The following is a 26,690-nucleotide window of genomic DNA, read 5'->3' as shown; positions in this document are numbered from 1 at the left end:
CGGCTTGGGACCTGTCAATGCTTGGGTGGAAGACTGGACTTACCCCGGCTAGGCGCGGCACAGGCGTCTCACCCTCGATTACTTCCAAAAACAAAAAATCCCGGAACAATCAAGTTCCGGGACTCTTTTAAGTGATAAAGGGTGGAAGACCGGGCTCGAACCGGCGACCTCTGGAACCACAATCCAGCGCTCTAACCAACTGAGCTACAACCACCATTTAAAGCGGATGCAAAAATACTTTTTTGTATTGATCCAACCAAAATATTTTAAGCATTACATTCACAAAAAATCAGAAGTGGTATTCTTTCTGTTCGTTGTGCCACCTAAAGGTCTGGGCCCCTGTTTTTTGAAGTTTAGTACAATCTATCGATAAAATACACGTTTTTTTAGACCAAACACACTTATTTTGACGTTTCACAACATTTAATTTCCCAAAAACAGGTACAAATTTATTTTAGCACTTTAATAGATATTGTCTTTGCTGTCCAAAAAAGCCTCCATACCTAACTACAAAAACTTGCTCTCCAAGGTAGCAGTATGTGCCTGCTTTTTTCTTTCTGTCTCGACCCTTTTGGGTCAAACCAGCAAAAAGGATAGTTTGGCATTCAAACTGCAACGTTTGGAGTCCACCAATAGGTTCAATCCCAAGGACACGACCCACATCAACCTACTCATCCGACTTGCTTTTTCCTATAGATATCTGGACAATGACAGTCTGTATTCCATCGCAGAAAGGGCCCTCAAATACAGTGAAGCCATTGATTATGGCTATGGTAAGATAAAAGGGTTGGATGCATTGGGCAACTACTATTACGACAAGGGCGACAGAAAAAAATCCATGCCTTTATTTGAAGAGGCGCTTCAATTGGCCCAAAAAAATAACGACATCCCCTGTGAAATTTCCATCATCAATACCTTGGCACAAAACTATAGTTTTGAGGGCAACTATGCGGACGCACTCAACCTGAACCTCAAAGGTATAGATCTTGCCAAAAAAATCGATGATCAAAAAATGCTCTCCATATTGAACGAGAACATAGCCGGACTCTATGCAGACCAGAAGGACTTTAAAAATGCCCTGATGTTCTATGATACCGTTCAAAAGATCAACAGAAAATTGGGGGACGAGGTCATTGATGCGGAAACCCAGAGCAACATGGCTTCCCTATATATGGATGCCAAAGATTTCAAGCATGCCATGTTCAACATCAACAGGAGCATCATCACTTTTGAAAAGAACAAGATATACGACTGGCTTGCCTATGCCTACGAGGTAAAGGGAAATATTTACCTGGAACAGCAAAAATACCAATGGGCCCTCTATTGGTTCGATCAGAGCAATATGCTTTTCAAGCACCAAATCGAGGATGACCGGATAAAGATCCAACTGATGAATGGCATGTCCAAAGTGTACCTTGGTCTGGAAAAGGACAGTCTTTCACTGGTGCATGCCCAAGAAGGACTGGAGCTGTCCAAAAAAATCAAATCGCTGCAAGGACAGATAGATTGTTCGGAAACTTTATACAAACTTCATAAGAAGAAGGGTGACAACACGGCCGCGTTGGTGTATTTGGAAACTTTCAAGTCACTTTCGGATTCCTTGTTCAGGGACAAGAACAAACAGAGTTTGTCCCTCTTGGAAACCAAACTGCAATATGAGCAGGAAAAAAAGGAACTCATCGAGTCCAACCAAGTCGCATTGGCCAAGCAAAGGAACTACATTTACTTTTCAGTGATCGTGCTGCTCATCCTGAGCATCATCATCTTGGTGGTAAGGCGTAGTGAAAAAATCCAGAAAAAACTGAACAAGGAGCTTAAGGAAAAATCCATAGCAGTGACCGAACGTGAGTCGGAACTGAACGAGATCAACAGGACCAAGACCAAACTGTTTTCCATCATCGGGCACGATCTTCGGGGACCTATTGGGGCTTTGCAGGAATTGCTCAAGTTGTTCATGGAAGGGGAAATTGGGAAGGATGAATTCATTTCGTTTATCCCAAAACTGAAGAGCGATGTGGAAAATATCTCGTTTACCCTCAACAACCTATTGTCCTGGGGGCAAAACCAGTTGAACGGCGCTGTGACCCGACCCAAACGAATCTCTTTGGAAAAAATAGTGGTGAACAACATGCAATTATTGTCCGAGCTGGCCAAGAGCAAGTCCATCAAAATCATCAACCAACTTCCTGACAATCCGCAAATTTGGGCCGATCAGAACCAAATCGACATTGTCATCCGAAACCTGCTCAGCAATGCCATCAAGTTTACGCCCAATGACGGTCTGATTACCATTGAGGCAGAAGAGAAACCGACTTCTTGGCAAATTTCGATACGCGATACCGGAATCGGGATGAACAAGGAAATGCAGCGAAAAGTTTTTGAGGACTCCACCAACATTACCACCTATGGTACCAATAACGAGAAGGGAACCGGTCTTGGATTGTCCCTTTGCAAGGAAATGGTGCTGAAAAACAAAGGCTCCATTTGGGTGGAAAGTACGCTTCGCAAGGGAACCACCTTTTATTTTACCCTACCAAAGGCCGAAAAAAGGTACCAGAAAGCCAGTTGATCAGATAAGGTCACCTAGGTTGTCCACGGCAACATACCGCTCCACGGTAAAGCCCTCTGCGTACTCCACACCGACTATTCTACCCAAATCCCTAGCGCGATAAATCACACTATCGGTGAAATTTTTGCTGCTGATCGGAGTTTCGGGTTCTTTACTATTCGGATCATAAAACTGTGAGCTGTACGCCATGATGGCTTCTGTCTTTTTTTCGATAAACCCAGAGACATCCACCACAAAATCTGGTTCCAAATTTTTCCATTGGATGTAATGGTAGACTACCTTGGGTCGCCATGGTGCCTGCCATTGGTCATCACCGTCCATCTTGGTGTCAATTTTTACGAGACCGCTCAAAAAACAGGCGTCGCTTACCAATTTGCTTCCCCTTGCATGATCGATGTGCCTATCGTCCACCGCATTGCACAGCACAATTTCCGGTCGGTATTTTCGGATGACCTTGATCAACTCTAACTGGTGTTCCCGGTCATTGGTGAAAAATCCATCAGCAAATTCCATGTTCTCCCGAACGACTAGGCCTAATATTTTTGCTGCTTTGGCGGCTTCTTGATCTCTGATTTCCGCTGTGCCCCGTGTTCCAAGTTCACCGCGGGTCAAGTCAACGACCCCCACTTTTTTTCCTTTGGAAACTTCCTTGGCCATGGTGGCGCCTGCGCCGAGTTCGGCATCATCAGGATGTGCCCCAAATACTAAAATGTCTAATTTCATATGCGTTATGCGGTCACAGTCATTGATTTTACCTTGGCGATGGCCTGCTCAATGTCTGCTGTTAAATCTTCTATTTCCTCAATACCCAACGACAGGCGGATCAGGGAATCTTTAATGCCTTGCTTTTCCCTGTCCTCCGGGCTCATGAGCGCATGCGATGTCATCACCGGGGAGACCAAGGTACTTTCAATCCCAGCAAGGCTCATTGATGGTTTGATGAGCTTCAACTGTTTGAAAAACAAGGATACATCTATGCCCGAATCCATTTCAAAAGAGAGCATCCCGCCAAATCCATGCATCTGCGCCTTGGCCAACGCATGATCCGGATGGTCTTCCAAACCTGGGTAATAGACGTTTTCCACATCCTTGTTGCCTTTCAGGTACAGGGCCATCTGCATGGCGTTGTCATTTTGGGCCTTCACCCGTATGGCCATGGTCTTAATGCTACGTTCCAGCAGCCATACTGTATAATCACTCAGACTTCCCCCAAAACAAATGGCGGTCTGGAAGACTTTGTCCATATGTTCTTTGGAAGCAGCGACCACACCCGCACAGATGTCGGAATGGCCTCCCATATATTTTGTGGCACTGTGCAACACCACATCAATCCCAAAATCAATGGGAGTTTGGTTGATGGGACTGGCAAAAGTGTTGTCTATCATCGAAAGAATATCGTGCTTTTTGGCCAATTGGGCCACTCCAGCAATATCCGTGATTGTCAGTAAAGGGTTGGATGGCGTTTCAATGTAAATCACTTTGGTGTTTGGTTTGATCTCTTTCTCAAAATCCGCTACCGACCATCCGTCGGTGAACGAATATTCAATCCCAAATTTTTCAAACTGTGTCACGGCAAAGTGATACGTACCGCCGTATATGGTCTGTTGCAAAACGATATGGTCCCCTGCTTTAAGGAAAGTCATCAAGGCCGTGCTTATGGCGGCCATACCACTACCGAATATCAATGCGGCCTCGGCATGTTCCAAAGCTGCCAGTTTTTTGCACAACGCTTCTTGATTGGGGGTGTTGAAGTATCTCGGATACCGTTTTACATCCACATCCTCGAACTCATAGGAAGTGCTCATATATAAAGGGGAAACGGCCCCTTTGAACTGGCTGTCCACAAGTTCCCCCTCATGGGTGCACACCGTGTTGATGCCTTTTTTTGCTTTGTTCATGATGATAAAATCTTTAGGCTAAAGATACGAAACCCATCATACTTGGACCTGCTTCCATTTTCCTTTTTTGAACCACACCATGGCAATGATGGCCAATAGGACTTCTGCAAATGTGATGGCCACAAAAACCCCCATGGCTCCCCAGCCAAGAACTAGGGCCGATATATAGGCCAAGGGCAATTGGAAGAACCAAAATGAAACCAGGTTGATCTTGGTCGGGGTACGTGTATCCCCTGCCCCATTGAACGCTTGGCTGACCACCATCCCATAGGCATAGAACACATAGCCCAAGGCGATGACCTGAAGACATAACGCCCCATTTTGGACCACGGCTGGTGTGGTGTTGAACCACGAAACGATACTTTTGGCAAAAATGAGGTAGATCAAGGAAACCGTACCCATAAAAATGGCATTGTACTTCCCTGTTTTCCATACCGATGTCTCGGCCCTGTCCGGTTGTTTGGCCCCAAGGTTCTGCCCTACCAAAGTGGCCGCTGCATTGCTCATTCCCCATGAGGGCATCAAGGTGAACATCATCACACGGATGGCGATGGTATAGCCTGCGAGCACTTCACTACCGAACTCGGACATGATCCGCATCAAGAAAATCCAACTCGATGTGCCGATCAGAAACTGCGCAATGCCTCCCAAGGAAACTTTGATCAAATTGACCATTACCTTGAAGTTGAGCACCAAATCCTGAAGGGCCAGTTTGATCTTGCCCCAACCAAAGAACAGAATGGCCAGTTGGAAAATGACGGCACTTCCCCTACCAATATTCGTGGCAATGGCGGCCCCCATCACCCCAAACTCGGGAATGGGTCCAAATCCGAAGATGAACATAGGATCCAAAATGATATTGAGTCCATTGGAAAGTACCAAGGTCCACATGGCAATGGATGCGTTCCCCGCACCCCTAAAAATGGCATTGATCAGGAAAAGCAGTACCACTGTTATGTTACCACCTATCATGATCTGGGTGTAGCCATATCCTTCGGCGATCAAATCAGGTTCGCCGCCCATAAGGGCCAAAATCTCCTTGGCATAGAGCATTCCTATCACGCCAATGACAATGGAGATCAAGATGCCCAAACTGATGGCCTGCACAGCCGCAATGCGTGCGCCTTGCACATCTTTTTCGCCAATGCGACGGGCCACAACGGCGGTCGCAGCCATACTCAGGCCAATGGCAAGTGCATAGACCAATGTGATCACGGATTCTGTCAGACCTATGGTCGCAACGGCATTCACGCTTACTTTGGACACATAGGCGATATCGACCAAAGCAAAAATGGATTCCATGAGCATTTCCAAGATCATGGGGATGGAAAGCATGAAAATGGCCTTTCGGATGCTTCCTGAAGTGAACTCTGTTTCTTTTCCGGATACGGCAATCCAGAAATATTGTATGAATTTTTTGAATGTAAGGGTATTATTGGATGATGTCATTGTTGTCAAGAATTATGTTTGAAAAAAGGGAAAATGTCAACTGACCGAAAAGTCTTCGGTTACTTTTTTGGCGAAGGGCCAAAGGTGACATCCATGGTGTACATAATTCTTATAACTTCATGATGGAGCAAATATGCAACTTTTTTCAAAAAGAGAACGAAATTTCAAAAATATCTTTTTTTCCACCCATTTACGGATGGTAAAAAAACAGGTCGGGCAAACGCTTATTCTTTGGCGTAGTGCACCTTGTAACGCCAAAAACTGATTCCTCCCAGAACAAACACCCCCAGAACGGTGTACCACACAAATGTTGGTGTGATGACTTGGTCCCCGCTGGCATAGCTATGAAGGCCCACAAGATAAAAATTGACCCCAAAATAGGTCATCATGATACTGGCATAGGCCACAATACTTGCAAAATTATAGATCCACTTACCGCGAAGACCCGGCACCAAGCGCATGTGCAAAACAAAAGCATAGATCATGATGGAGACCAAGGCCCATGTTTCCTTGGGATCCCATCCCCAATAACGGCCCCAACTCTCATTGGCCCATTGTCCACCCAAAAAGTTCCCAATGGTGAGCATGACCAAACCTGCGGTGAGTGCAAGTTCATTAACAATGCTGAGTTCCTTTATATTGATATCCATCCGTTTTTTGTTCTTTTTAGTGGTAAGCACCATCAACAACAAGGCGACCACGCCCAAGATCATCCCGACGGTCAACGGCCCATAACTGCCCACAATGACCGCCACGTGAATCATCAACCAGTAGCTGTCCAACACCGGTTGCAGGTTGGCAATGGCCGGGTCCACCCAACTTTGATGGGCAACCCACAATAACATACAGGTCACAAAAGCACTGGAGGCTATGGTCAATTCACTTTTTCTGCCCAAGGCCAAACCTATACCCATGGTGGCCCATGCCACATAAAGAATACTTTCATAGGCATCGCTCCAAGGCGCATGGCCCGATATGTACCAGCGTAGAACCAGACCTATGGTATGCCATATAAAAAATAAGATGATGGTCCCCTTCAATCCATACGCAATGGCCTCAAGAATCTTGCGTTCCTTGAAAATCTTGGCTATCAGCACAAAGAACAGCAACAAACCAACAATGGCGTAGTACTTGTACAACCGATTGAAAATATCCAGTTTGTTGTAGATGATCTCGGTCTTGACCTTTTGGTCGGACGGAAGCACCTCTGCCCCATGGTTGAGTTGGTTCTGCTTGAAGGCCTCCAGCAGCCGGTCCGGTTGGGAATAATCCCCGGAAGCAATGGACTGCTGTAAGGAATTCAGATAATAGGGCATGGCATTCCGGATAAAATTGGAATACAACGAATCCTGTACCTGATATTGTCCTCCCCGATATTCCACGGCAGAGATCCATTTGTTGTTTACATCGTCCAGTAAGGGAAATATTTTCACGATACTTCCACTCAAAGCCATGTTGAGCAAACTCAATCGCTCCCCAACTTTCTTGAAATCCTTTTCAAATTTATTGGGATTGGCCTTGGATGTAGCCAATTCCAAAAAGGGCCTTAGCTTGTACTCCCCTTTGGCATCAAAGAAGTCCGTAGCCTTGACAAACTTTGTGCCTTCGGGAACACCGATAACTTTACGAATACTATCGTTTCCCTTATCGCCCAAAGCAACAATATCCGTAGTGTACCAAACCCCTGGGTTCAACATCATGGAGAGGAACACTTGGTTGGCGGAAAGGTTTTTGTATTTGTTATCTCCGCTCAGTTTTCGCAGCAATTCGGAGGCGAAGGTATTAATAGGCTTCATACGGCCACCCTCATCCTGTATGACCAAAGCCCCGAACTTTTCGGCATGCCCCTTTGCCACTGTGGTCGCTTGAATCACAGAGTCTATCTGTGCCTGGGTGGGTGTAGAGGAATGTCCATGCGCATCTTCTTGGGCACTTGCGGACACCATGGCAAGGAACAGTGCAATGGTGGTCATTGCAGCTTTCTTTTCCTTGATTTTTTTGAGCATGGTCTGTAAATCCCTAAAACGGGTCTTGCCAAAGAACATGATACCCATCAGACCGATATAAAGCAGAAAATAACCAATATAGGTGATCCATGTGCCCCAAAAATCGTGGTTCACAGAAAGTCCGGTCCCTTTCTCATCAGGGTCAAAATTGGCCTGAAAAAACCGATATCCCTTGTGGTCCAACACGTGGTTCATATAAATGTCATAATCGAATGGACGCTCGTCGTGTACGGTCACCTTGCTCATGAACGATGCATAACCCGTTTCGGTCCCGGGATATTTTTCAGCAATAAAATCATTCAATTCAATGGAGAAAGGAAGTTCATAGACCTTGGAGCCGTAACTGAGCGAAAAGTCCAGTCCCCCTACGTGTATCTTGTCCGAAAAATTGGTCGTGCCCTTACCTCCGAGTAATTTCACTTCCTGGGTCTCCCCATTTGCGGAGATGGCAACGACCAGGGCATCTTGCGCCATTTCGGTAGGCTCCCCATCAGGAATCTTCACGATGCCATATTTTCCTTTGACCATGGGTTCGGGAACCACGAATTGCATCCCGGCCATGGAATAGAGCGATCGTAACTGCAAGGGTTGGATGCTGTCCGCGGTCACTTCACCCTGAAATTGGTCCGCCATCCGCATAAAATTCCCTTCGAAGGGAGTCTTTATTTGGTAATCACCCTCTTCTGTAACGTATATATTGATGGCTCCTTCGGTATCGTTGTTCAAGGCAAAAAGGACATTGTGTATGCTCGCAATCTTACCGTTTTCAAGATAGTGTTCGTGACGTTGGCCATCGCCAGCTTCCACGATCTGAAGGTATTCCTGTCCGTTTGCATCGGGAATCAGTCCTTTTTCGGCCCCATCAATAAAATCCACATACGAAATGGTAAACGGTTGTCCGTTGAAATCGGATTTCCACGGCAGACTGGTACGTTTTCCTTCCGGGGTCACAAGGATGTCATCTTCCAAAATGCGTCGCTTGGTCTCCCCGTTGATTTCACCGTCCACGTAGGCGGTCAAATAAGTCTTGTCCGAATAGAACTGGTTCTCCGTGGCCCCTTCGCGAATGGGCATCATTCCCTCATAACTGATATATCGGGTAACGAATGCCCCAAGAATGATCAAAATCCAGGATAGGTGGAGTACCAATACGGGCCATTTTTTCCATTGGAGCAGCTTGTATCTGTATATGTTTCCGAAGAAGTTGATTACAAAGAAGACCATGATCACCTCAAACCAGGTCGTGTTGTAAATAAAAATTCGTGCGGTTTCGGTACTGTACCAGGTTTCCACAAAAGTTCCCATGGCCAATGCCGCTGCAAAGACCAAAAAAAGAACGGCCATAAGTCTTGTGGAAAATAGGGTCTTTTTAAGAATATTGATCATGGAAAAATCAGTCTGCTTTCGGCTTGCAAAAATACGGCCTTTTTACAACTTAGGCGTTTTTATCGGCAATAAAACATCAAATGGGATTGTTAATTGTTGGTATGATGCTTCTCCCTTAAATTTGTAATTTTGAACATGCTCAGTGTCGTCATTTTGGGAACCGGGAACCTTGCCATGCACCTATTCAGGGCTTTTTCTGCATCCACTGGAGCACGTGTGGTACAGGTCGTGGGTAGAAATCCCGAAAGCCTGCGCTCCTTTTCAGCTCATGTTGCCACTACTTCAGACTATGCTGCCATCAAGGATGCCGATGTGTACCTCATAGCCGTAAAAGATGATGTCATAACCGAAGTTTCACATCATCTGGATGGAAAAAAAGGGGTGGTGGTGCACACTTCCGGAGCTGTCGGAATGGATGCTTTGGTACCTGAAAACCGAGGGGTATTCTATCCATTACAGACCTTTACCAAAGGTAAGGACATCGATTTTGGAAAAGTGCCCATCTGCATCGAGGCCAAAGAAGGAGCATCATTGACCCTGTTGAGATCATTGGCCCATGCCCTATCCCCAAATGTCCACGAGGTCGATTCGGAACAGCGAAAAAAATTGCATCTTGCGGCTGTTTTCGTGAGCAATTTTACCAACTATCTCTATGGGATAGGTGAAGAAATCTGCAGGAAGGAAGAGCTGCCGTTCGACCTGTTGAAACCCTTGATCGTGGAAACAGCGGAGAAAATCCAGTCCATGTCCCCCAAAGAGGCACAAACCGGACCCGCCCGAAGGAACGATCAAAAAAGCATGCAGGACCACTTGAAACTTTTGGATAACGACAAACATATTGCGCTCTACAATTTGATGAGCGAAGCCATAAAACAAGTCTATGAAGAAAAACTATAAAGAGCTTTTGAGCAACATCACCACCTTCGTCTTTGATGTGGATGGGGTGTTCACCGACGGGTCTGTCCTGATCACTTCCGATGGGCAGTTGCTCCGAAAAATGAGCGTCAAGGATGGATATGCCTTAAAGACCGCCATACAGAAGGGATACAATGTCTGTATCATCACCGGCGGTACCAATGAAGGCGTCAAAGAGCGGTTAAAAGGTCTTGGCGTGACCGATTTTTACATGGGCGCCCACCACAAGGAAGAGCCCCTGAAAGAATACCTGGACATTTATAACATAGACCCTCAGACCGTGGTCTATATGGGGGACGACCTTCCGGATATTCCGCCCATGAAACTGGTGGCATTGGCCACCTCCCCACAAAATGCCGTGCCAGAAGTGAAGACCATTTCCGACTATGTTTCCCACAAAAATGGCGGAGACGGCTGTGTGCGCGACATCATTGAACAAGTATTGAAGGTCCGAGGGGACTGGAACGATAATTTCAGCGCCAAAAATGATTAAAAACCCTTTGCAGGAAAGCCTGAAAAATCACAAACTCATCCTGGGTTCCGGTTCGCCGCGACGAAAACAGTTCCTGGAAGAACTGGGCTTGGATTTTGAGGTCCGACCAAAGTCGGTGGAGGAAGTCTATCCCAAAAGACTGCGCGGAAAGAAAATATCCGAATATCTGGCCCGATTGAAGGCCACACCTTTTAAGGAAGAACTCCAACAAAATGAGATCGTGATCACCTCCGACACGGTGGTCTGGCACAAGGGAGCTTCTTTGGCCAAGGCGGAAAACAAGGAAGAGGCCGCCAAAATGTTGCGCACCCTGTCTGGGGACTGGCACAAGGTCATTACTTCGGTCTGTTTTACCACAAAGGATTCCCAAAAAATAGTGAGTTCCATCACCAAGGTCAAGCTCAAGAAGCTCTCCGAGGAGGAGATCCAATATTATGTGGACAAATACCTTCCTTTTGACAAAGCTGGGGCCTATGGCATACAGGAATGGATCGGGATGGTGGGTATTTCCAAAATCAAGGGCTCCTATACCAACGTGGTGGGGCTACCTACCCATCTGATATATAAGACGTTGATGGATATGGTTTCCTAAGTTTTCAAAATTGCCTTTAACCAAGTTTTCGATCTTTTAACATCAACAAATGTCAGTTCGAGTTTTTTCCTTATGAAAAAGTATCGAGAACTGGTTATTTGTAACTGAAATTCTGATTCTCGATACAATTTTTTTCGTATCCACTCTAAAAATCACTCGAATTGACGAATTTCACTCAAAATGCACTCCTAAGTTATGATTAACTTTGAGGGAACCAATACCTATTCCCATGAAAGAAAAACGGTTTGTAAAAATAGTAGGCACAGCGCTTCTGTTTGTTCTGGGCCTCTCTTGTTCCGAAAAGAAGGAAGCCAACAACAGCATGCCCCCTTCCACAGCAAAAGTGGAACCAGAAAAGGTAGGTCCCAAGAGACCTCTTTCCAATGAATTCAAACGGTATTGGTATGCAGGGGATGCCGAAATCACTTCGTATGCCTTGGAACAGGCCCGCTATGGGGAACTCCGGGATGGGCATGCGGTGCTGATCTATGTTACCGAACCCTTTTTGCCCGAAAAACAAGTGAAGGCCGATGGACAAAATCCCGGGAACATTTCTGTACTCAAACTGAACATGGCGAAGAAATTCTTAACGGGCATCTACCCCTACTCCATCATGGGCAGTACTTTTTACCCCGTCCATGATAACCAGCATGCCATAAAGACCAGTTTGTCTGTTCAGGAATGGTGTGGCCATGTCTATTCGCAGATCAACAATAGGGACCGATTTGAACTTACCTCACATTCCTATTTTGAAAATGAGGCGGATCAGAAGATGGAAATGGACAAAGCTATCTTGGAAAATGAAATTTGGACCAAGATCAGGGTCAACCCCGAAGGTTTGCCCATGGGCCAACTAAAAGTAATCCCCTCCCTGGAATTCCTGCGCCTGTACCATAAGGAACCGAAAGCATATGAAGCTGAGGCGTCCCTGTCCACCAAAGAAGGAATCACCACCTACTCCCTGAACTACCCAGAGTTGGAGCGAAGCTTGCACATCAATTTCAATGCTGATTTTCCCCATTCCATTGAAAGTTGGACCGAGGAGACGAGAGATGGTTTCGGGGCAAATGCCAAACTGCTGACCACATCCGCCACAAAAATCAAGACCTTAAAAACAGCTTATTGGGGCCAACATGGAAACAATGATCTATTTTTAAGGGATAGTTTGGGGTTGTGATTCCCTTAAAACGTAACGTATGGGCCTTGTTAAAACTCTTCTAAATAGCCTAAACACTGATAACAATCTTTCTATATTTGGCCACGCCACTAAAAAACCAACTATGCGATACCTTTGGGCCTGTTTTGTAGCCATAACTCTGTCTTTTCCAAAAACCTTTGCCCAAAAACCTGTCAAACCTACCTCTGCCGAGATCCATCACGATCTGCAAAAGTTGAACTTTTTGGGTACTGCACTTTATATTGCCGCCCATCCAGATGATGAGAACACCAGTTTGATCTCCTACCTGTCCAATCATGAAAAGGCCAGGACCATCTATCTTTCCTTGACCCGTGGGGATGGAGGGCAAAACCTGATCGGCTCCGAACTCCAGGAACTTTTGGGTGTGCTCCGAACGCAGGAACTGCTGGCCGCTAGGGGTGTTGATGGCGGGGAACAGCGGTTTACCCGCGCCATCGACTTTGGCTTTTCCAAGCATCCGAACGAGACCCTCAAGATATGGGACAAGGAAAAGGTGCTGGGAGATGTGGTATGGGCCATCCGTACGCTTAAACCAGACATTATCATCAACCGTTTTGACCATAGGACGCCTGGTTCCACCCATGGCCACCACACGTCTTCGGCAATTTTGAGCATGGAAGCTTTTGACCTTGCCAATAATCCCGATGCCTACTCGGAACAATTGGGGCTGACATCCATTTGGCAGCCTAAAAAATCGTTCTACAACACATCCTGGTGGCAATACGGCAGCCGTGAAGCATTTGAAAAGGCGGACAAGTCCAACATGCTCCATGTGGACATTGGCGTGTATTACCCGGAGCTTGGCCTGTCCAACAACGAAATTGCCGCCCTGGCCCGTAGCCAACACCTTTGTCAAGGATTTGGCAGGTTGACCGAACGAGGTGCATCAGAGGAATATTTGGAACTTCTCAAGGGGGAAATTCCCAAAGGGAACGATTTATTTGATGGTATCAACACCACCTGGTCCCGTGTAGAGGGTGGTGAAGCTGTTGGAGATATTCTTTATAATGTTGAAAAGAATTTTGATTTTAGGGATCCCTCAAAGCATATCCCAGAGCTGGTCAAAGCTTATCAACTTTTGCAAAAAATCAAGGACGAGCACTGGAAACAGTTGAAGTCGGAAGAACTGAAATCCATCATACTGGCCTGTGCAGGTCTGTACCTTGAGGCAAGTTCCGATGGTTCCTCCACTACTCCTGGCAGCATGGCCAAAGTGAACATAGAGGTGTTGAACAGGAGTTCGCAGAACATTTTTCTAAAAGAAATACAGATTGTGGGGGCCGATGCCAAAATAGCGCCGAACAAAATGTTGGCCGATAATGCAAAACAGAAATTGGACATCAGTTTTGAAGTGCCTGAAAATACTCCATATTCCAGCCCCTACTGGTTGAATGACCCCGGTACGTTGGGCACCTACACCGTGAATGACCAAAAATTGATAGGGCAACCGGAAACGGCCAGTGCCTTCAAGGCGAAGTTTATCCTAGATTTCAACGGAACGGAAATCGCTTTTGAAAAACCCGTGGTCCACCGTTTCTCCAGGCCCGACAAGGGTGAATTGTACGAGCCGTTCGCCGTACTGCCGGAAGCCACTTCAAAAATTGACGAAAAGGTGTTGATTTTTGCTGACGAAAATACCAAAGCCATCCATGTGAAGGTAAAGGCCGGAAAGAACAATGTCAGTGGAAATGTGGCATTGAACCATCCAGTGGGTTGGTCGGTCACCCCATCGACCATTCCTTTTTCCATACCGCAAAAGGGCCAGGAACAACTGGTGACCTTCATGGTCACGCCACCTGACACAGAGAGCGAAGGGGAAATTTCCCCGATCGTTAGCATTGGAAACAACACGTATGGCAAGGAACTTGTGGAAATCAACTATGACCATATCCCAAAGCAGTCCATTTTGTTGCCCTCCAAGGCCAAGGTGGTCCGCATGGACATCAGAAAATCCGGTGAGCACATCGGATACATCATGGGAGCTGGGGACATGGTTCCTGAAAGTTTGGAACAAATAGGCTATCAAGTGCACATCATCGACCCAGATAAAATTGAAAAAGGTTCTTTGGACAAGTACGATGCCGTCGTTGTCGGTATTCGCGCCTATAACGTGGTGGAGTCGCTCAAATTCAAGCAACCCATTCTGTTCGATTACGTAAAAAACGGGGGGAACATGATCGTGCAGTACAATACAGCAGGCAGATGGGCCGCACAATTTGAAAACATTGCCCCTTATGACCTGACACTTTCCAGCGACCGCGTCACCGATGAAAATGCCCAAGTGGAGATAGTCGCGCCAAAAAACTCGCTCGTGAACTTCCCGAATACCATTTCTGAAAAAGATTTTGAGGGTTGGATTCAGGAAAGAGGGCTGTATTTCCCGACCCGTTGGAGCCAGGACTTTACCCCTGTCCTTTCCATGGGAGACGAAGGGGAACCCCAATCAAAAGGGAGCCTCTTGGTAGCGCCATATGGCAAAGGTCATTATATTTACACCGGGTTGAGCTTTTTCAGGGAATTGCCCGCTGGCGTGTCGGGGGCCTACAAACTGTTTGCAAACATGCTTTCAGTGGGGAAGGATGAAGTAAAAAAAGAAAGTAATGTCAAAGGATAGGATGTTCGAAAAAATAGAATGGAAAAAGGAGTACACCATTGTCTTGCTCCTGAACATCATCTATATTTTGATTTTTTACTTTATCATGATTTTTAATAACTGAAATCCTTAATGGCCTATCTAGATTGGATCATTCTTGGCAGTACCTTGCTCTTCATTGTTGCATATGGGGTTTGGAAAACCCGTGGGAGCAAAAATGTGGACGATTATGTCCGTGGGGGTGGAAATGATGTGAAATGGTGGACCATTGGTCTTTCCGTAATGGCCACCCAGGCCAGTGCCATCACCTTTTTATCCACACCCGGACAGGCATTCCACGACGGAATGGGCTTCGTGCAGTTCTATTTCGGACTGCCCTTGGCCATGATCGTCATCTGTTTGGTCTTTATCCCTATCTATAAAAAACTCAAGGTGTTCACCGCCTACGAAATGTTGGAAGGCCGGTTCGACCTGAAAACACGTACCCTAACAGCCCTGCTTTTTTTGGTACAAAGGGGGCTTGCGGCAGGCATTACCATTTTTGCGCCCTCCATTATCCTTTCGGCCGTGCTGGGATGGGATTTGAGAACCCTTAACGTGATCATTGGCATCTTGGTGATCATTTACACGGTTTCTGGGGGAACAAAGGCAGTGAGCGTCACCCAAAAACAGCAAATGTTCATCATCATGCTGGGGATGTTCTTCGCTTTTTTCTTTATTCTTGGAGCCCTGCCCACCGATGTTTCCTTTGGAAAGGCACTCAAAATTGCGGGGGCAAATGGCAAACTCAACATCCTGGACTTTACCTTTGATGCCAACAACCGCTACACGTTTTGGAGCGGTATCACAGGAGGATTTTTCTTGGCCCTCGCCTATTTTGGCACTGACCAAAGCCAGGTGCAACGGTATCTTTCAGGAAAATCGATACGGGAAAGTCAATTGGGGCTTGTGTTCAACGGGATCTTTAAGATTCCCATGCAGTTTTTCATCCTTTTGGTCGGGGCCATGGTGTTCGTTTTTTATCAATATAACACCTCTCCCCTCAATTTTAATCCCGCTGCCACTGAAGCTGTCATGGAGTCTGAATATGCGGACCAATACCAGGCCCTGGAAGAGGACCATAAAAAACTGGAGATGGAGAAAAGAATGGCCCAACATTCTTTTTCAGCCGCTTTGGAACTCAAGGAATACAACGCCATCCAACAGGCCGAGCAAAATATCATAAAGATCAACGAAAAGGAAAAAGCCAGCAGGGATGCCGCCAAGGCCTTGATTGCAAAGGCGAACACCACGGTAGAGACCAACGACAAGGATTATGTGTTCATCCATTTCATCCTGAACAATCTGCCCGTTGGCCTTATTGGCCTGCTCTTGGCCGTAATCTTGTCAGCCGCCATGTCGTCCACTGCTTCCGAATTGAATGCATTGGGGACGATAACGGCCCTCGATCTCTACAAAAGGAACGTCAAAAAGGAGCATGATGAAAAGCACTACCTTTTTGCCACCAAGGGATTTACATTGCTTTGGGGAATATTGGCCATTGCCATTGCCAATGTGGCCAGCCTCTTTGACAATCTTATCCAATTGGTGAACATCATTGGCTCTATTTTCTACGGTAATGTGTTGGGAATCTTCCTTTTGGCCTTCTTTTTCAAATTTGTAAAAGGAAATGCCGTGTTCGTGGCGGCTATAGTCACACAAATCATCGTGATCATAGGCTACAATCTCGATTGGATGTCCTATTTGTGGCTGAATGCCTTTGGCTGTGTGCTGGTCATCCTCTTGTCCTTCATCACCCAGATTTTTGACAATTTCCTTGGAAACTCTCCCGAAGAAGCATAAAAAAAACCCACTATAAAAGTGGGTCCTTTTCTTTTTCATCACATAAAAATCCTAAAGTCCGGCCCACTCTTGTAGGGAGTCCTTGTTCATTTTTACATAATCTTGGTTTCCAGCCTCTTGGGCAGCTGCCAAGGATTTTTTGGCGGCTTCAATGGCACCTTTCTTGTCTCCCAGTTTGGCATAGATCAAAGATTGCGTGCGCATCATCCAAAACTCGTTTCCTTTACCCATGGAAACAGCTTTGTCCACCCACTCCTTCGCTTGCTCCATGTTCATCCCCTCACTGTAGTAGTAAGAAGCTGCTGCGAAATAGTCATTGGCAGAAAGATCAGGCTTGGACATGGTCTCTTGGATGCTCTTGACGGCCTTGTCCACGGTGGGAACAACAAATTTTACTCCAGCATAGGTTTTCTCCCATAGGAAGCCCAAAGTGGCCCCGTTATTATGCAGATCATCAAAAGTAATGGTAAAGGTTTCAATGGACTCGGAGATTGGATAAGCCTCTACCTTCACCGTGGCCGCTACTTTCGAAGCATCCCACTCCTGTGGCAGTCCACCATTGTTGGTATCGGTGTAAAAGAAGACTTCCCAAACAGCTTCGTTCGGCTTGGTGTAGATGGCGTACGTTCCCGCTTTGAGTTCTTTGCCCTCCACCACAACATCATCACTAAAAGTGATCTTCGTGTTCATGTTGGCACCTGTTCTCCAGATGGCATCGTAGGGAACCAGATCCCCGAATACCTTTCTCCCTCTCATGGAAGGTCTGGAGTATTCCAATACCACATCGGTAAGACCCACTTTTTGCTCCATTTTTGAGAAAGGACTGGGAGCGGGTGTCTGAACTTGTGCATCCAAAGACATGGACAACAGTGCAACTAAAAGAAATAGTGAAATTTTCTTCATAGGAATAGTGTTTAAATTGTTTAGCGCAACAAAGCTATACCAAAAGAAATCCGCCATTTGTTAAGAAAATCTTAAAAGAAACGGACGTGTTTGCACCCTAAAACTTGAAAGAGTCAAATTATTTTGTTTAATATTTTTAATTATTAATTAAACAAAATGTATCTTTGACTAAAAGCGCTTGATGAAACTATATCAGCTCCGTTCCATACAATTTCTTCCTATTTCCATGGGGGAAGCCTGGGAATTCCTATCCAATCCAAAGAACCTTCAGGTCATCACCCCCAGCCACATGGGCTTCCATATTCTTTCGGGTGCAGAGAAAAAAATGTATGCGGGGCAAATCATACAGTACATTGTAAAACCGTTCCCGTTCATGACAACTCGTTGGGTCACGGAAATCACCCATGTACAGGAAGGCACTTATTTTGTGGACGAACAGCGTTTTGGACCCTACGCCCTTTGGCACCACAAACATTTTTTACGGCCCAGCGACCATGGTGTGGAAATGGAGGATGTGATTGACTATAAGTTGCCCTTTGGCATCTTGGGAACATGGGGCCACTCCCTTTTGGTGAAAAAACAATTGATGAAAATTTTCAAGTATCGCGAGCAAAAGCTATGCAGCGTTTTTGGGGCAGTTCCGCAAGCCAAAAATTCATTGGAATTCAAAACGATTTGAAATGCAAAAGAATATACTGTTGATAGGAGGATCCTACGGCATCGGACTGGAATTGGCAAAGCAACTATCTGCCGCAAACCATGTTTTTGTGGCCTCAAGAACAATTGGGGAACTGGATGGCAATGGCATCACGCATATCCCTTTCGATGTCCTAAGTGGGGATATTTCCAATACGCCCCTTCCTGATGAACTCCACGGGTTTGCCTTCTGTCCGGGGAGCATTAGCCTAAAACCATTGAAAATGATGGATATCGATACGTTCAGGGAGGATATGGAAATCAATTTTTTCTCCATGGTAAAAGTGGTGAAAGCCATCATGTCCAAAATGGCCGAAAACTCCAGTATGGTGTTTTTCAGTACAGTTGCAGTGGAAACGGGCATGCCATTCCACACCAGTGTAGCCGCTGCCAAGGGAGCCATTGAGGGTTTTGCACTGGCACTGGCCGCAGAATATGCTCCAAGGATACGGGTAAATGTGATTGCACCATCATTGGTGGACACTCCATTGGCGGGAAGACTGCTGAACAATGACAAAAAGAAGACCATGATGGCGGAACGTCATCCTCTAAAACGGGTCGGAGTGGCCAAGGATGTGGCCCGAATGGCCTCTTTTTTGTTGGATACGGACAATTCATGGATCACAGGGCAAGTGTTCGCCGTTGATGGGGGAATGTCCAAACTGAATACAAACTCATGAGTGAAAGGATTTCCATTTTCTGGTTCAGGCGGGACCTGCGGTTGGATGACAACGTAGGCCTGTATCAAGCGCTGCAAAGTAACCTGCCCGTTCTGCCCATATTCATTTTTGATTCCGAAATCCTTGGTACCCTTCCGCGCAAAGACCCCCGAGTATCCTTCATACACCTGCAGCTCCAAAAACTGCGCAACCAGCTCCAGGACAACCATCAAAGTGGCATAGCAATATACCATGGCGAACCGCTGTCCATCTTCAAAAAATTGACTGAAGAGTATCCCGTGCAACAGGTTTTCACCAACCACGATTATGAGCCTTATGCTCTAGGGCGTGATGCCAAGGTGAAGGCATTTCTTGCTGAAAAAGACATTGCTTTCCAAACGTTCAAAGATCAGGTCATATTTGAGAAAAACGAAGTGGTGAAGGACGATGGAAACCCTTATGTGGTGTACACGCCATACATGAAACGCTGGAAGGAAACCTTTAAACCATCCATCCATTTAGTGGACTATGATACCCATTCCCTTTTGGGCAAAAACCTTTATAGGGCTTCCTCCTTCCCCAACCTGAGTCTCAAGGACATCGGCTTTGAACCCACAGAGATCAAAGTACCGGATTACAAGGTTTCCTCAGACCTGATCCAACACTACAAGGAAACCAGGGATTATCCGGGCATCCAGCAGGGTACATCCAGATTGGGCCCCCACCTCCGGTTCGGTACCGTATCCATCCGGAAAATGGTACAAAAGGCCATCGCCGAAAAGGACAAGACCTTCCAAAATGAACTGATCTGGCGCGAATTCTTCATGCAGATCTTATGGCATTTCCCAAAAACAGTGAACCATGCTTTCAAGCCCAAATACGACCGTATCAAGTGGCGGAACGAGGAAGATGATTTTGAACGTTGGAAAACAGGCAACACAGGCTATCCACTTGTGGATGCCGGCATGCGGGAACTGAATGCCACAGGCTACATGCACAACCGGGTCCGCATGTTGGTGGCCAGTTTTCTTTGCAAACACTTATTGATAGATTGGCGTTGGGGGGAGGCCTATTTTGCCGAAAAACTGCTGGATTATGAACTGGCCAGCAATGTGGGCAACTGGCAATGGGCCGCAGGGAGCGGAGTGGATGCCGCACCCTATTTCCGGATATTCAATCCTACTACCCAAGTGGAGAAATTTGACAAACAATTGAAATACATCCACAAATGGGTGCCTGTATTTCAAGAACTTACCTACCCTTCTCCTATGGTTGACCACAAAATGGCACGGGAGCGATGCCTAAAAGTGTACAAAGAGGCCGTTGGTTGATACATTTTCAGTATTTTTAGTATCCATTACCCGTGTCAGCACGTATTGCGGAGCTGAACTAAATATCCAACTAACTCAAACCTTTTGTAATGAAAAAAATACCAGTATTGCTTCTTTTGGGCTTTTTCACATGGAGCCTATCAGCCCAAAAAATGACCAAACACAAAAAAGAGGTCGTAGCTTCCATCGAAAAGCACAAGGAAAATCTCATACAGATCAGTGATTCCATTTGGGCCTTGGCCGAAACGGCTTTTGAGGAATCCATTTCCGCAGAACTGCTGGCCGATTATGCCGAAAAAAATGGCCTGAAAGTGACCCGTGGTGTGGCAGATATACCCACCGCATTTACTGCCACATATGGCTCTGGAAAACCGGTGATCAGTGTCTTGGGTGAATTTGATGCCCTGCCCGGGCTTTCCCAAAATACTGTTCCGACCAAAGATCCCAGAATCGAAGGTGCTCCCGGCCATGGCTGCGGACACAATATGTTCGGTGCGGCCAGTCTTGGTGCTGCCATTGCCATAAAAGAACAGATTGAGGCGGGAAACATCAAGGGAACCGTAAAATTTCTGGGGACCCCTGCCGAGGAAAAGTTCTTTGGAAAAATTTGGATGGTGGAAGCAGGACTGTGGGACGACGTGGATGTGAACGTGAGCTGGCACCCTTCCGCAGAAATCGAGGCAGATGTGCAGAGTGGACTTTCATTGGTGGATTTTATTGTTGAATTTTATGGACAGGCCGCCCATGCCTCGGCAGACCCATGGAACGGTCGCAGTGCTTCGGATGCCCTGGAACTTTACACGACCGGCATCAATTATTACAGGGAACATATAAAGCCCACCTCTCGTATCCACTACCACATCCAAGATGGTGGGCAAGTGGTGAACGTGGTGCCCGACTATGCCAAAATTTGGGTGCGGGTGAGAGATCCCAAGCGAAAAGTGATGCTGCCCACCTATGAACAGGTCAAAAAAATGGCAGAAGGCGCCGCCATCATGGCCAATGTGGACTATAAAGTATCCTTGGTCTCCGGAATTTATGAAACCTTGGTGAACCGTTCGGGTGGTGAAATCATGCAAGGTAATCTGGAACTATTGGGACCCATCAGCTATACCGAAGAAGAAATTGCCTATGGCAAGGCCATCCAAAAGGCCACAGGAAAACCTGAGGTGGGCATGGATGCTGAAATAAGGCCTCTACGGGAGACAGAGGAACTGCCCGGTGGAGGTTCCACAGATGTTGGCGATGTCAGCTGGAACGTGCCCAATATCAATTTGGGGGTAACAGTAGCTCCAAAGGACACGCCATGGCATTCGTGGGCCGTAGTGGCCTGCGGCGGTATGAGCATTGGCCACAAAGGAATGGTCTATGCGGCCAAGGCCATGGGGATGACCATGCTGGACCTTTTTGAAGACCCAAAATTGGTGGAAAAAGTAAAAGAAGAGTATAAAACCCGAAAAGGAGACGAAAAGTACGAGGCCATGATCGATGGCCCACCTCCTATTCCCGGGAAATAATTAGGTGACTTGGATATTCCTTAGTATGGGTGGAAATGCTTATCCTAAAATGATAATGCATATAATCTCAATGGATCCTTATAATAATTAGAACCGGATTCGTATCCAAGATCCCAAAAACATTACCTATGGACACACCGATAATACAAACCTTTCCCCTGGGAACACCATGGCAGACCCAGGACCCATTTTTGTTCAGTGTATATCACTTTGACCAATATCCTCCTGGGAACGGTGAAATGGGCCCTGACCCATCCTTACTGCAAGGAAGGAACTTGGGCAACGACTTCAATCCCAGTGAAAAGTGGCGCATGTACCACGGGCAGAGCATCCCTGGGTTTCCGTACCACCCCCACCGCGGTTTTGAGACCATCACCATTGTGAACAAAGGATTTTGCGACCATTCCGATTCCTTGGGTGCCGCCGGTAGGTTCGGTGAGGGTGATGTACAGTGGATGACAGCGGGAAGAGGTGTTCAGCATTCAGAAATGTTCCCCTTGCTCAATGACGATGGGGACAATTCCTTGGAGCTGTTCCAGATTTGGTTGAACCTACCTCGATCCGGCAAATTTGTAGATCCCCATTTTAAGATGTTGTGGCATGAGGAGATTCCTATTGTCCGTGAGGAACATGCACAAGTAAAAGTAATCGCTGGAACTTATAAGGGTACCGCGGCCCCTGCACCTGCACCGGATTCATGGGCAGCCAATCCGGATAACCATGTGGCCGTATGGAACATCCACGTGGATGCCGGTTCGGAATATACCCTACCCAAAGCCAGTGCTGGCTTGACTCGAACCCTTTATTTTTATGAAGGTTCTGAGATTTATTTCGGGGAACGGAAGGTCAATCCAAAGTTTGGGATTGCACTGGATCCCACACAGGATGTGAACATTCAAATTGGAGATAAAAAGGCACATTTTATACTACTGCAAGGAAAACCCATTGAAGAGCCGGTTGCCAAGTATGGGCCGTTTGTAATGAATACTGATGAAGAAATCCAACAAGCCATGGAAGAATACAAACTTACCCAGTTTGGAGGATGGCCTTGGCCTTATGCAGACCATGTCCATGAAAAGGACAGGGGGCGTTTTGCGCTTTACCCAGATGGGAGATTGGTGGAGAAAGGTTGATTTTTATGACTATTTTTCAGAAAATTAATACACATATCGCTATTCAATTCTTATAAGTGGTCGATTTCTTGGCAGAAATGAGATTCTGAACCTCAAAATATCCAATAAAAAGAATAAATTGGTTTAACACGCACCAAACCAATGAGACCGTTCCAATTCATTCTTTGCATTCCAGCATTGCTATGCTGTACCTTTTATTGTCTCGGACAATCCAAGGAAATAGATAGTCTTCAAGCCTTGATTGAAACCACTCGAGATACAACACAAATCAAACTGATGCTAGACCAGGGCTACCTGATGAGATTCCATGACAGGGAAAAAGCCTTTGACATATTGGAAGATGCCGTGGAGAAATCAAAAAAAATTGGATTTAAGAAGGGGGAGATAGATGGGTTGTTCAACATAGGGGCCATCTACGGGATGACAGGGAGTTACGCAAAATCTTTGGAGTACCTGAATAGGTGTAAAGAATTGGCTATCAACTACAAAGACTTCAGTAAAATCTTTCTTATCTATAATTCCTTTGGAATAATCTATAAAAATATCGGTGATTATCCTACCAGTCAATCCTATTACCTCAAAGGACTCAAACTGGTGGATTCCCTTCAATTGGACATCAATACCTCTTTGCTATATATCAATTTAGGAGTATTGTATGATTTAATGGATCAAGAGAACAAAGCTGTGGAAAGCTATGAAAAAGCAGTAGAGGTCCATAAAGGTCCCAATCGGGAAAATATCCAAAACTCAGCCATGGCCAATCTAGCCGTCATAGACATTGAAAACAAGGATTACAGGGCTGCTCTGGAAAAATTCCTTAAGATTCATATATTTTATGAAAAGCAGAAGGAAAATATCAAATTATGCACGAGTCATTCAAACATAGGCCACTGTTATATACAGTTGGGAGAGTGGGAATTGGCCTATGAGCATCTTATGAAATGCCTGGAGTTGGCCCAACAGCTTTCAATAAATCAACAAGCCGCAACGGCCTACTACAACCTTTCAGATCTGATGTTCCGTCAAAATAAGCTCAAGGATGCAATTGAGTATTCCTATAAAAATCTACAAGCATTGGAAGATATTGGAGGATATGAGAGAAAAAAAGAAGCCCATGAACTGGCTTATAAAATCCACGAGTCCGCAAACCAACTCCCCAAAGCCATTTACCATTTAAAACAGACCATGGCCTATGGGGACAGTTTGCTCAATGAGACCAAGATCAAGGAAATCCAAAATCTCCAGATACAACACGATGTGTACCTAAAAGACAAGGAAATCAAGGAGGGAGAGCTGCAAATGGCCCTGCTCAACACAAAGGTGTCACAGAACAACAAAAGGCTGGTATATATGACAATCATTGCCGCACTTTTGTTGTTTTCAGCAAGCTTGCTCTACTTTCTGTTCTTGGGCAAAAAGAGGTCCAATGCGGCCCTAATGGACAAAAACAAATTGATCTCCCACCAAAACGAAGTTATAGAATCCATGAACGTCCAACTTGAAAAACGGATGCTCCGTGCCCAAATGAACCCACACTTCATTTTCAATTCCCTGAACTCCATTAAGCATTTGATCAATTCGAACGACAAAGAGAATGCCCTCAAGTACCTGTCCAAATTTTCAAAACTGCTCCGGCAAGTACTGGAAAGTTCCGTTAATATCAGTTTGGTGCTAAAAGAAGAGATAGAACTGCTAAAAATCTATGTGGAGCTCGAAGCTTTGCGATTTGACAACTCCTTCAACTATAGCTTTAACATCGATGAAAATTTGGACCTATATCAAAATGAGGTCCCTATGTTGCTGGTGCAGCCCTACATTGAAAACGCCATAGTTCATGGACTCATATCGAAGGAAGGCCCAAAACAACTCAAAATCAACTTCATGGACAGAAATGACCATGTAGAATGCTCCATAGAGGACAATGGCGTGGGTTTCAATCCAAAATCCAATGAGGGCAAGGAAAAAAGGACTTCAAGGGGAATGTCTATCACAGAAAAGAGAATCAATGCGCTAAAGAAATTCTCCAATCAAGAGTTGATCAAAATAGAGAACCTCAGTAATGGCAAAGAAACCGGGACCCGGGTAACCATTATCATTCCCAAAGACACACAGACAGGCCATGAGGACAAAGCCTCGGCCTAATACCCCAATTGTCAAAATGTCAGGGAAAGATTGATAAGGTTTTGACCTACACTATACCCTCACGATATGGGCACCAATGGCGCGCAATCGTTCATCGATGTTCTCATACCCACGATCGATCTGTTCGATATTATGGATAGTGGATGTCCCTTTGGCCGAAAGGGCCGCTATCAACAAGGAAACCCCTGCCCTGATATCGGGTGAGGTCATGGTAGTTGCCTTCAAGGTCGATTTAAAATCGTGTCCGATGACCGTGGCACGATGCGGATCGCACAGAATGATCTTGGCCCCCATGTCTATCAACTTGTCCACAAAGAAAAGTCGGCTCTCGAACATCTTTTGATGGATGAGCACTTCCCCTTTGGCCTGAGTGGCCACTACGAGGATGATGCTCAACAGGTCCGGGGTAAATCCTGGCCATGGCGCATCGGCAATGGTCAAGATGGAACCGTCTATAAAATTCTGGATCTGATAGCCCTTTTCATGCTTTGGAATGAAGATGTCATCATTCTTACGCTCGATGGTGATACCCAATTTTCTAAAGACCGAGGGAATCTGACCCAAATCGTCCCAACTCACATTTTTGATGGTGAGCTCGCTACGGGTCATGGCTGCCAGTCCTATCCAGCTCCCAATTTCGATCATATCAGGCAACATGGTGTGCTCGGTACCGCCCAAAACCTTCACACCCTCAATGGTCAGGAGGTTGGAACCGATTCCTGAAATCTTGGCACCCATGCGGTTCAGCATTTTGCACAACTGCTGCAAATAGGGCTCGCAAGCGGCATTGTAGATGGTGGTAGTGCCCTCGGCCATCACAGCGGCCATCACAATGTTGGCGGTGCCCGTTACCGAGGCCTCATCCAATAACATGTGGGTGCCTGTGAGCTTTTCGGCTTCTACCCCATAAAAAGATTCTTCCTTGTTGTATCGGAACTTCGCTCCCAGCTTAATAAAGCCTTCGAAGTGGGTATCCAATCTGCGCCTTCCAATTTTGTCACCTCCGGGTTTGGGAATGTATCCCTTACCAAATCTGGCCAACAGCGGCCCCACCAGCATGATGGAACCCCGAAGGGCCCTCCCATCTTCCTTGAACTGGCTTGATTGCAGGTATTCCAAATTGATATCGTCCGCCATGAAAGTGTAGGAGCCCTTCCCCTTCTTCTGGATCTTGACGCCCAAATCTTCCAAAAGGGCTATCAATTTGTTGACATCTACAATGTCCGGAATGTTGTTTATGGTAATTTTTTCTTCGGAAAGCAATACGGCACAAAGAATCTGTAATGCCTCGTTCTTTGCACCTTGGGGCGTAATTTCACCTTTCAATTGGTGTCCACCCTCTATTCGAAATGTACCCATGGAGCGTTT

The 26,690-nt window shown here is 46.0% G+C and carries 19 protein-coding genes and 1 tRNA gene; 13 read left to right on the top strand and 7 right to left on the bottom strand.

Annotated elements, in window-relative coordinates:
• Window positions 1–139: 139 nt before the first annotated feature.
• Window positions 140–215, bottom strand: a tRNA-His gene (locus tag SD450_RS12565).
• A gap of 383 nt (window positions 216–598) precedes the next feature.
• Here SD450_RS12565 and SD450_RS12560 point away from each other — a divergent pair.
• Window positions 599–2,569, top strand: a complete 1,971-nt coding sequence (locus tag SD450_RS12560) for a tetratricopeptide repeat-containing sensor histidine kinase (RefSeq protein ID WP_318344798.1) — start codon at window positions 599–601, stop codon at window positions 2,567–2,569.
• Here the strand turns inward: SD450_RS12560 and bshB1 are convergent, their stop codons facing one another.
• The 4 genes from bshB1 to ccsA all read right to left on the bottom strand — a co-directional run bounded on the left by bshB1 (window position 2,570) and on the right by ccsA (window position 9,308).
• On the bottom strand, window positions 2,570–3,292 hold the full coding sequence (bshB1, locus tag SD450_RS12555; protein WP_318344797.1) for a bacillithiol biosynthesis deacetylase BshB1: 723 nt from the start codon (window positions 3,290–3,292) through the stop codon (window positions 2,570–2,572).
• 5 nt (window positions 3,293–3,297) lie between these two features.
• Entirely contained in the window at window positions 3,298–4,467 is a 1,170-nt protein-coding gene (locus tag SD450_RS12550) for a trans-sulfuration enzyme family protein (protein WP_318344796.1), read from the bottom strand.
• A gap of 36 nt (window positions 4,468–4,503) precedes the next feature.
• Window positions 4,504–5,916: an MATE family efflux transporter gene (locus tag SD450_RS12545; protein ID WP_318344795.1), complete on the bottom strand. Its 1,413-nt coding sequence runs from the start codon at window positions 5,914–5,916 to the stop codon at window positions 4,504–4,506.
• Between the two features lie 224 nt (window positions 5,917–6,140).
• Window positions 6,141–9,308: a cytochrome c biogenesis protein gene (gene ccsA, locus SD450_RS12540; RefSeq protein ID WP_318344794.1), complete on the bottom strand. Its 3,168-nt coding sequence runs from the start codon at window positions 9,306–9,308 to the stop codon at window positions 6,141–6,143.
• A 135-nt stretch (window positions 9,309–9,443) separates the two neighbouring features.
• Between ccsA and SD450_RS12535 the strand changes: the two genes are divergently transcribed.
• From SD450_RS12535 to SD450_RS12510, 6 genes are all read left to right on the top strand, one after another.
• On the top strand, window positions 9,444–10,205 hold the full coding sequence (locus SD450_RS12535) for a Rossmann-like and DUF2520 domain-containing protein (RefSeq protein WP_318344884.1): 762 nt from the start codon (window positions 9,444–9,446) through the stop codon (window positions 10,203–10,205).
• Entirely contained in the window at window positions 10,189–10,716 is a 528-nt protein-coding gene (locus SD450_RS12530; protein ID WP_318344793.1) for a KdsC family phosphatase, read from the top strand. Before SD450_RS12535 ends, SD450_RS12530 begins: the two co-directional genes overlap by 17 nt.
• Window positions 10,709–11,308, top strand: a complete 600-nt coding sequence (locus SD450_RS12525; protein WP_318344792.1) for a Maf family nucleotide pyrophosphatase — start codon at window positions 10,709–10,711, stop codon at window positions 11,306–11,308. The genes SD450_RS12530 and SD450_RS12525 overlap by 8 nt, the downstream gene beginning before the upstream one ends.
• 229 nt (window positions 11,309–11,537) lie before the next feature.
• Window positions 11,538–12,485, top strand: a complete 948-nt coding sequence (locus tag SD450_RS12520; protein ID WP_318344791.1) for a septum formation inhibitor Maf — start codon at window positions 11,538–11,540, stop codon at window positions 12,483–12,485.
• A gap of 103 nt (window positions 12,486–12,588) precedes the next feature.
• Window positions 12,589–15,120: a PIG-L family deacetylase gene (locus SD450_RS12515; RefSeq protein ID WP_318344790.1), complete on the top strand. Its 2,532-nt coding sequence runs from the start codon at window positions 12,589–12,591 to the stop codon at window positions 15,118–15,120.
• A 111-nt stretch (window positions 15,121–15,231) separates the two neighbouring features.
• Window positions 15,232–16,941, top strand: coding sequence for a sodium:solute symporter (locus tag SD450_RS12510; protein ID WP_318344789.1), 1,710 nt, complete (start codon window positions 15,232–15,234; stop codon window positions 16,939–16,941).
• Window positions 16,942–16,992: 51 nt separating this feature from the next.
• Here the strand turns inward: SD450_RS12510 and SD450_RS12505 are convergent, their stop codons facing one another.
• Window positions 16,993–17,844, bottom strand: a complete 852-nt coding sequence (locus SD450_RS12505; RefSeq protein ID WP_318344788.1) for a DUF2911 domain-containing protein — start codon at window positions 17,842–17,844, stop codon at window positions 16,993–16,995.
• Between the two features lie 181 nt (window positions 17,845–18,025).
• On the opposite strand from SD450_RS12505, the gene SD450_RS12500 reads away from it, so the two are divergent.
• From SD450_RS12500 to SD450_RS12475, 6 genes are all read left to right on the top strand, one after another.
• Entirely contained in the window at window positions 18,026–18,523 is a 498-nt protein-coding gene (locus tag SD450_RS12500; RefSeq protein WP_318344787.1) for an SRPBCC family protein, read from the top strand.
• 1 nt (window position 18,524) lies between these two features.
• Entirely contained in the window at window positions 18,525–19,220 is a 696-nt protein-coding gene (locus SD450_RS12495; protein WP_318344786.1) for an SDR family NAD(P)-dependent oxidoreductase, read from the top strand.
• Entirely contained in the window at window positions 19,217–20,530 is a 1,314-nt protein-coding gene (locus SD450_RS12490; protein WP_318344785.1) for a cryptochrome/photolyase family protein, read from the top strand. The genes SD450_RS12495 and SD450_RS12490 overlap by 4 nt, the downstream gene beginning before the upstream one ends.
• A gap of 89 nt (window positions 20,531–20,619) precedes the next feature.
• Window positions 20,620–22,047, top strand: coding sequence for an amidohydrolase (locus tag SD450_RS12485; protein ID WP_318344784.1), 1,428 nt, complete (start codon window positions 20,620–20,622; stop codon window positions 22,045–22,047).
• A gap of 128 nt (window positions 22,048–22,175) precedes the next feature.
• The gene (locus SD450_RS12480; protein ID WP_318344783.1) at window positions 22,176–23,180 is read left to right on the top strand and encodes a pirin family protein; all 1,005 of its coding nucleotides are present in this window, start codon (window positions 22,176–22,178) and stop codon (window positions 23,178–23,180) included.
• A gap of 276 nt (window positions 23,181–23,456) precedes the next feature.
• A complete protein-coding gene (locus SD450_RS12475; RefSeq protein WP_318344782.1) occupies window positions 23,457–25,322 on the top strand; it encodes a tetratricopeptide repeat-containing sensor histidine kinase in 1,866 nt (621 codons plus the stop codon).
• 51 nt (window positions 25,323–25,373) lie between these two features.
• Here the strand turns inward: SD450_RS12475 and murA are convergent, their stop codons facing one another.
• Window positions 25,374–26,681: a UDP-N-acetylglucosamine 1-carboxyvinyltransferase gene (gene murA / locus SD450_RS12470; protein WP_318344781.1), complete on the bottom strand. Its 1,308-nt coding sequence runs from the start codon at window positions 26,679–26,681 to the stop codon at window positions 25,374–25,376.
• Between the last annotated feature and the right edge of the window lie 9 nt (window positions 26,682–26,690).

Source organism: Flagellimonas baculiformis (genome assembly GCF_033441575.1).
Lineage (GTDB): Bacteria > Bacteroidota > Bacteroidia > Flavobacteriales > Flavobacteriaceae > Flagellimonas > Flagellimonas baculiformis.
The sequence above is the reverse complement of the archived record's forward strand: the minus strand, read 5'-3'. Positions and strand labels throughout refer to the sequence as shown.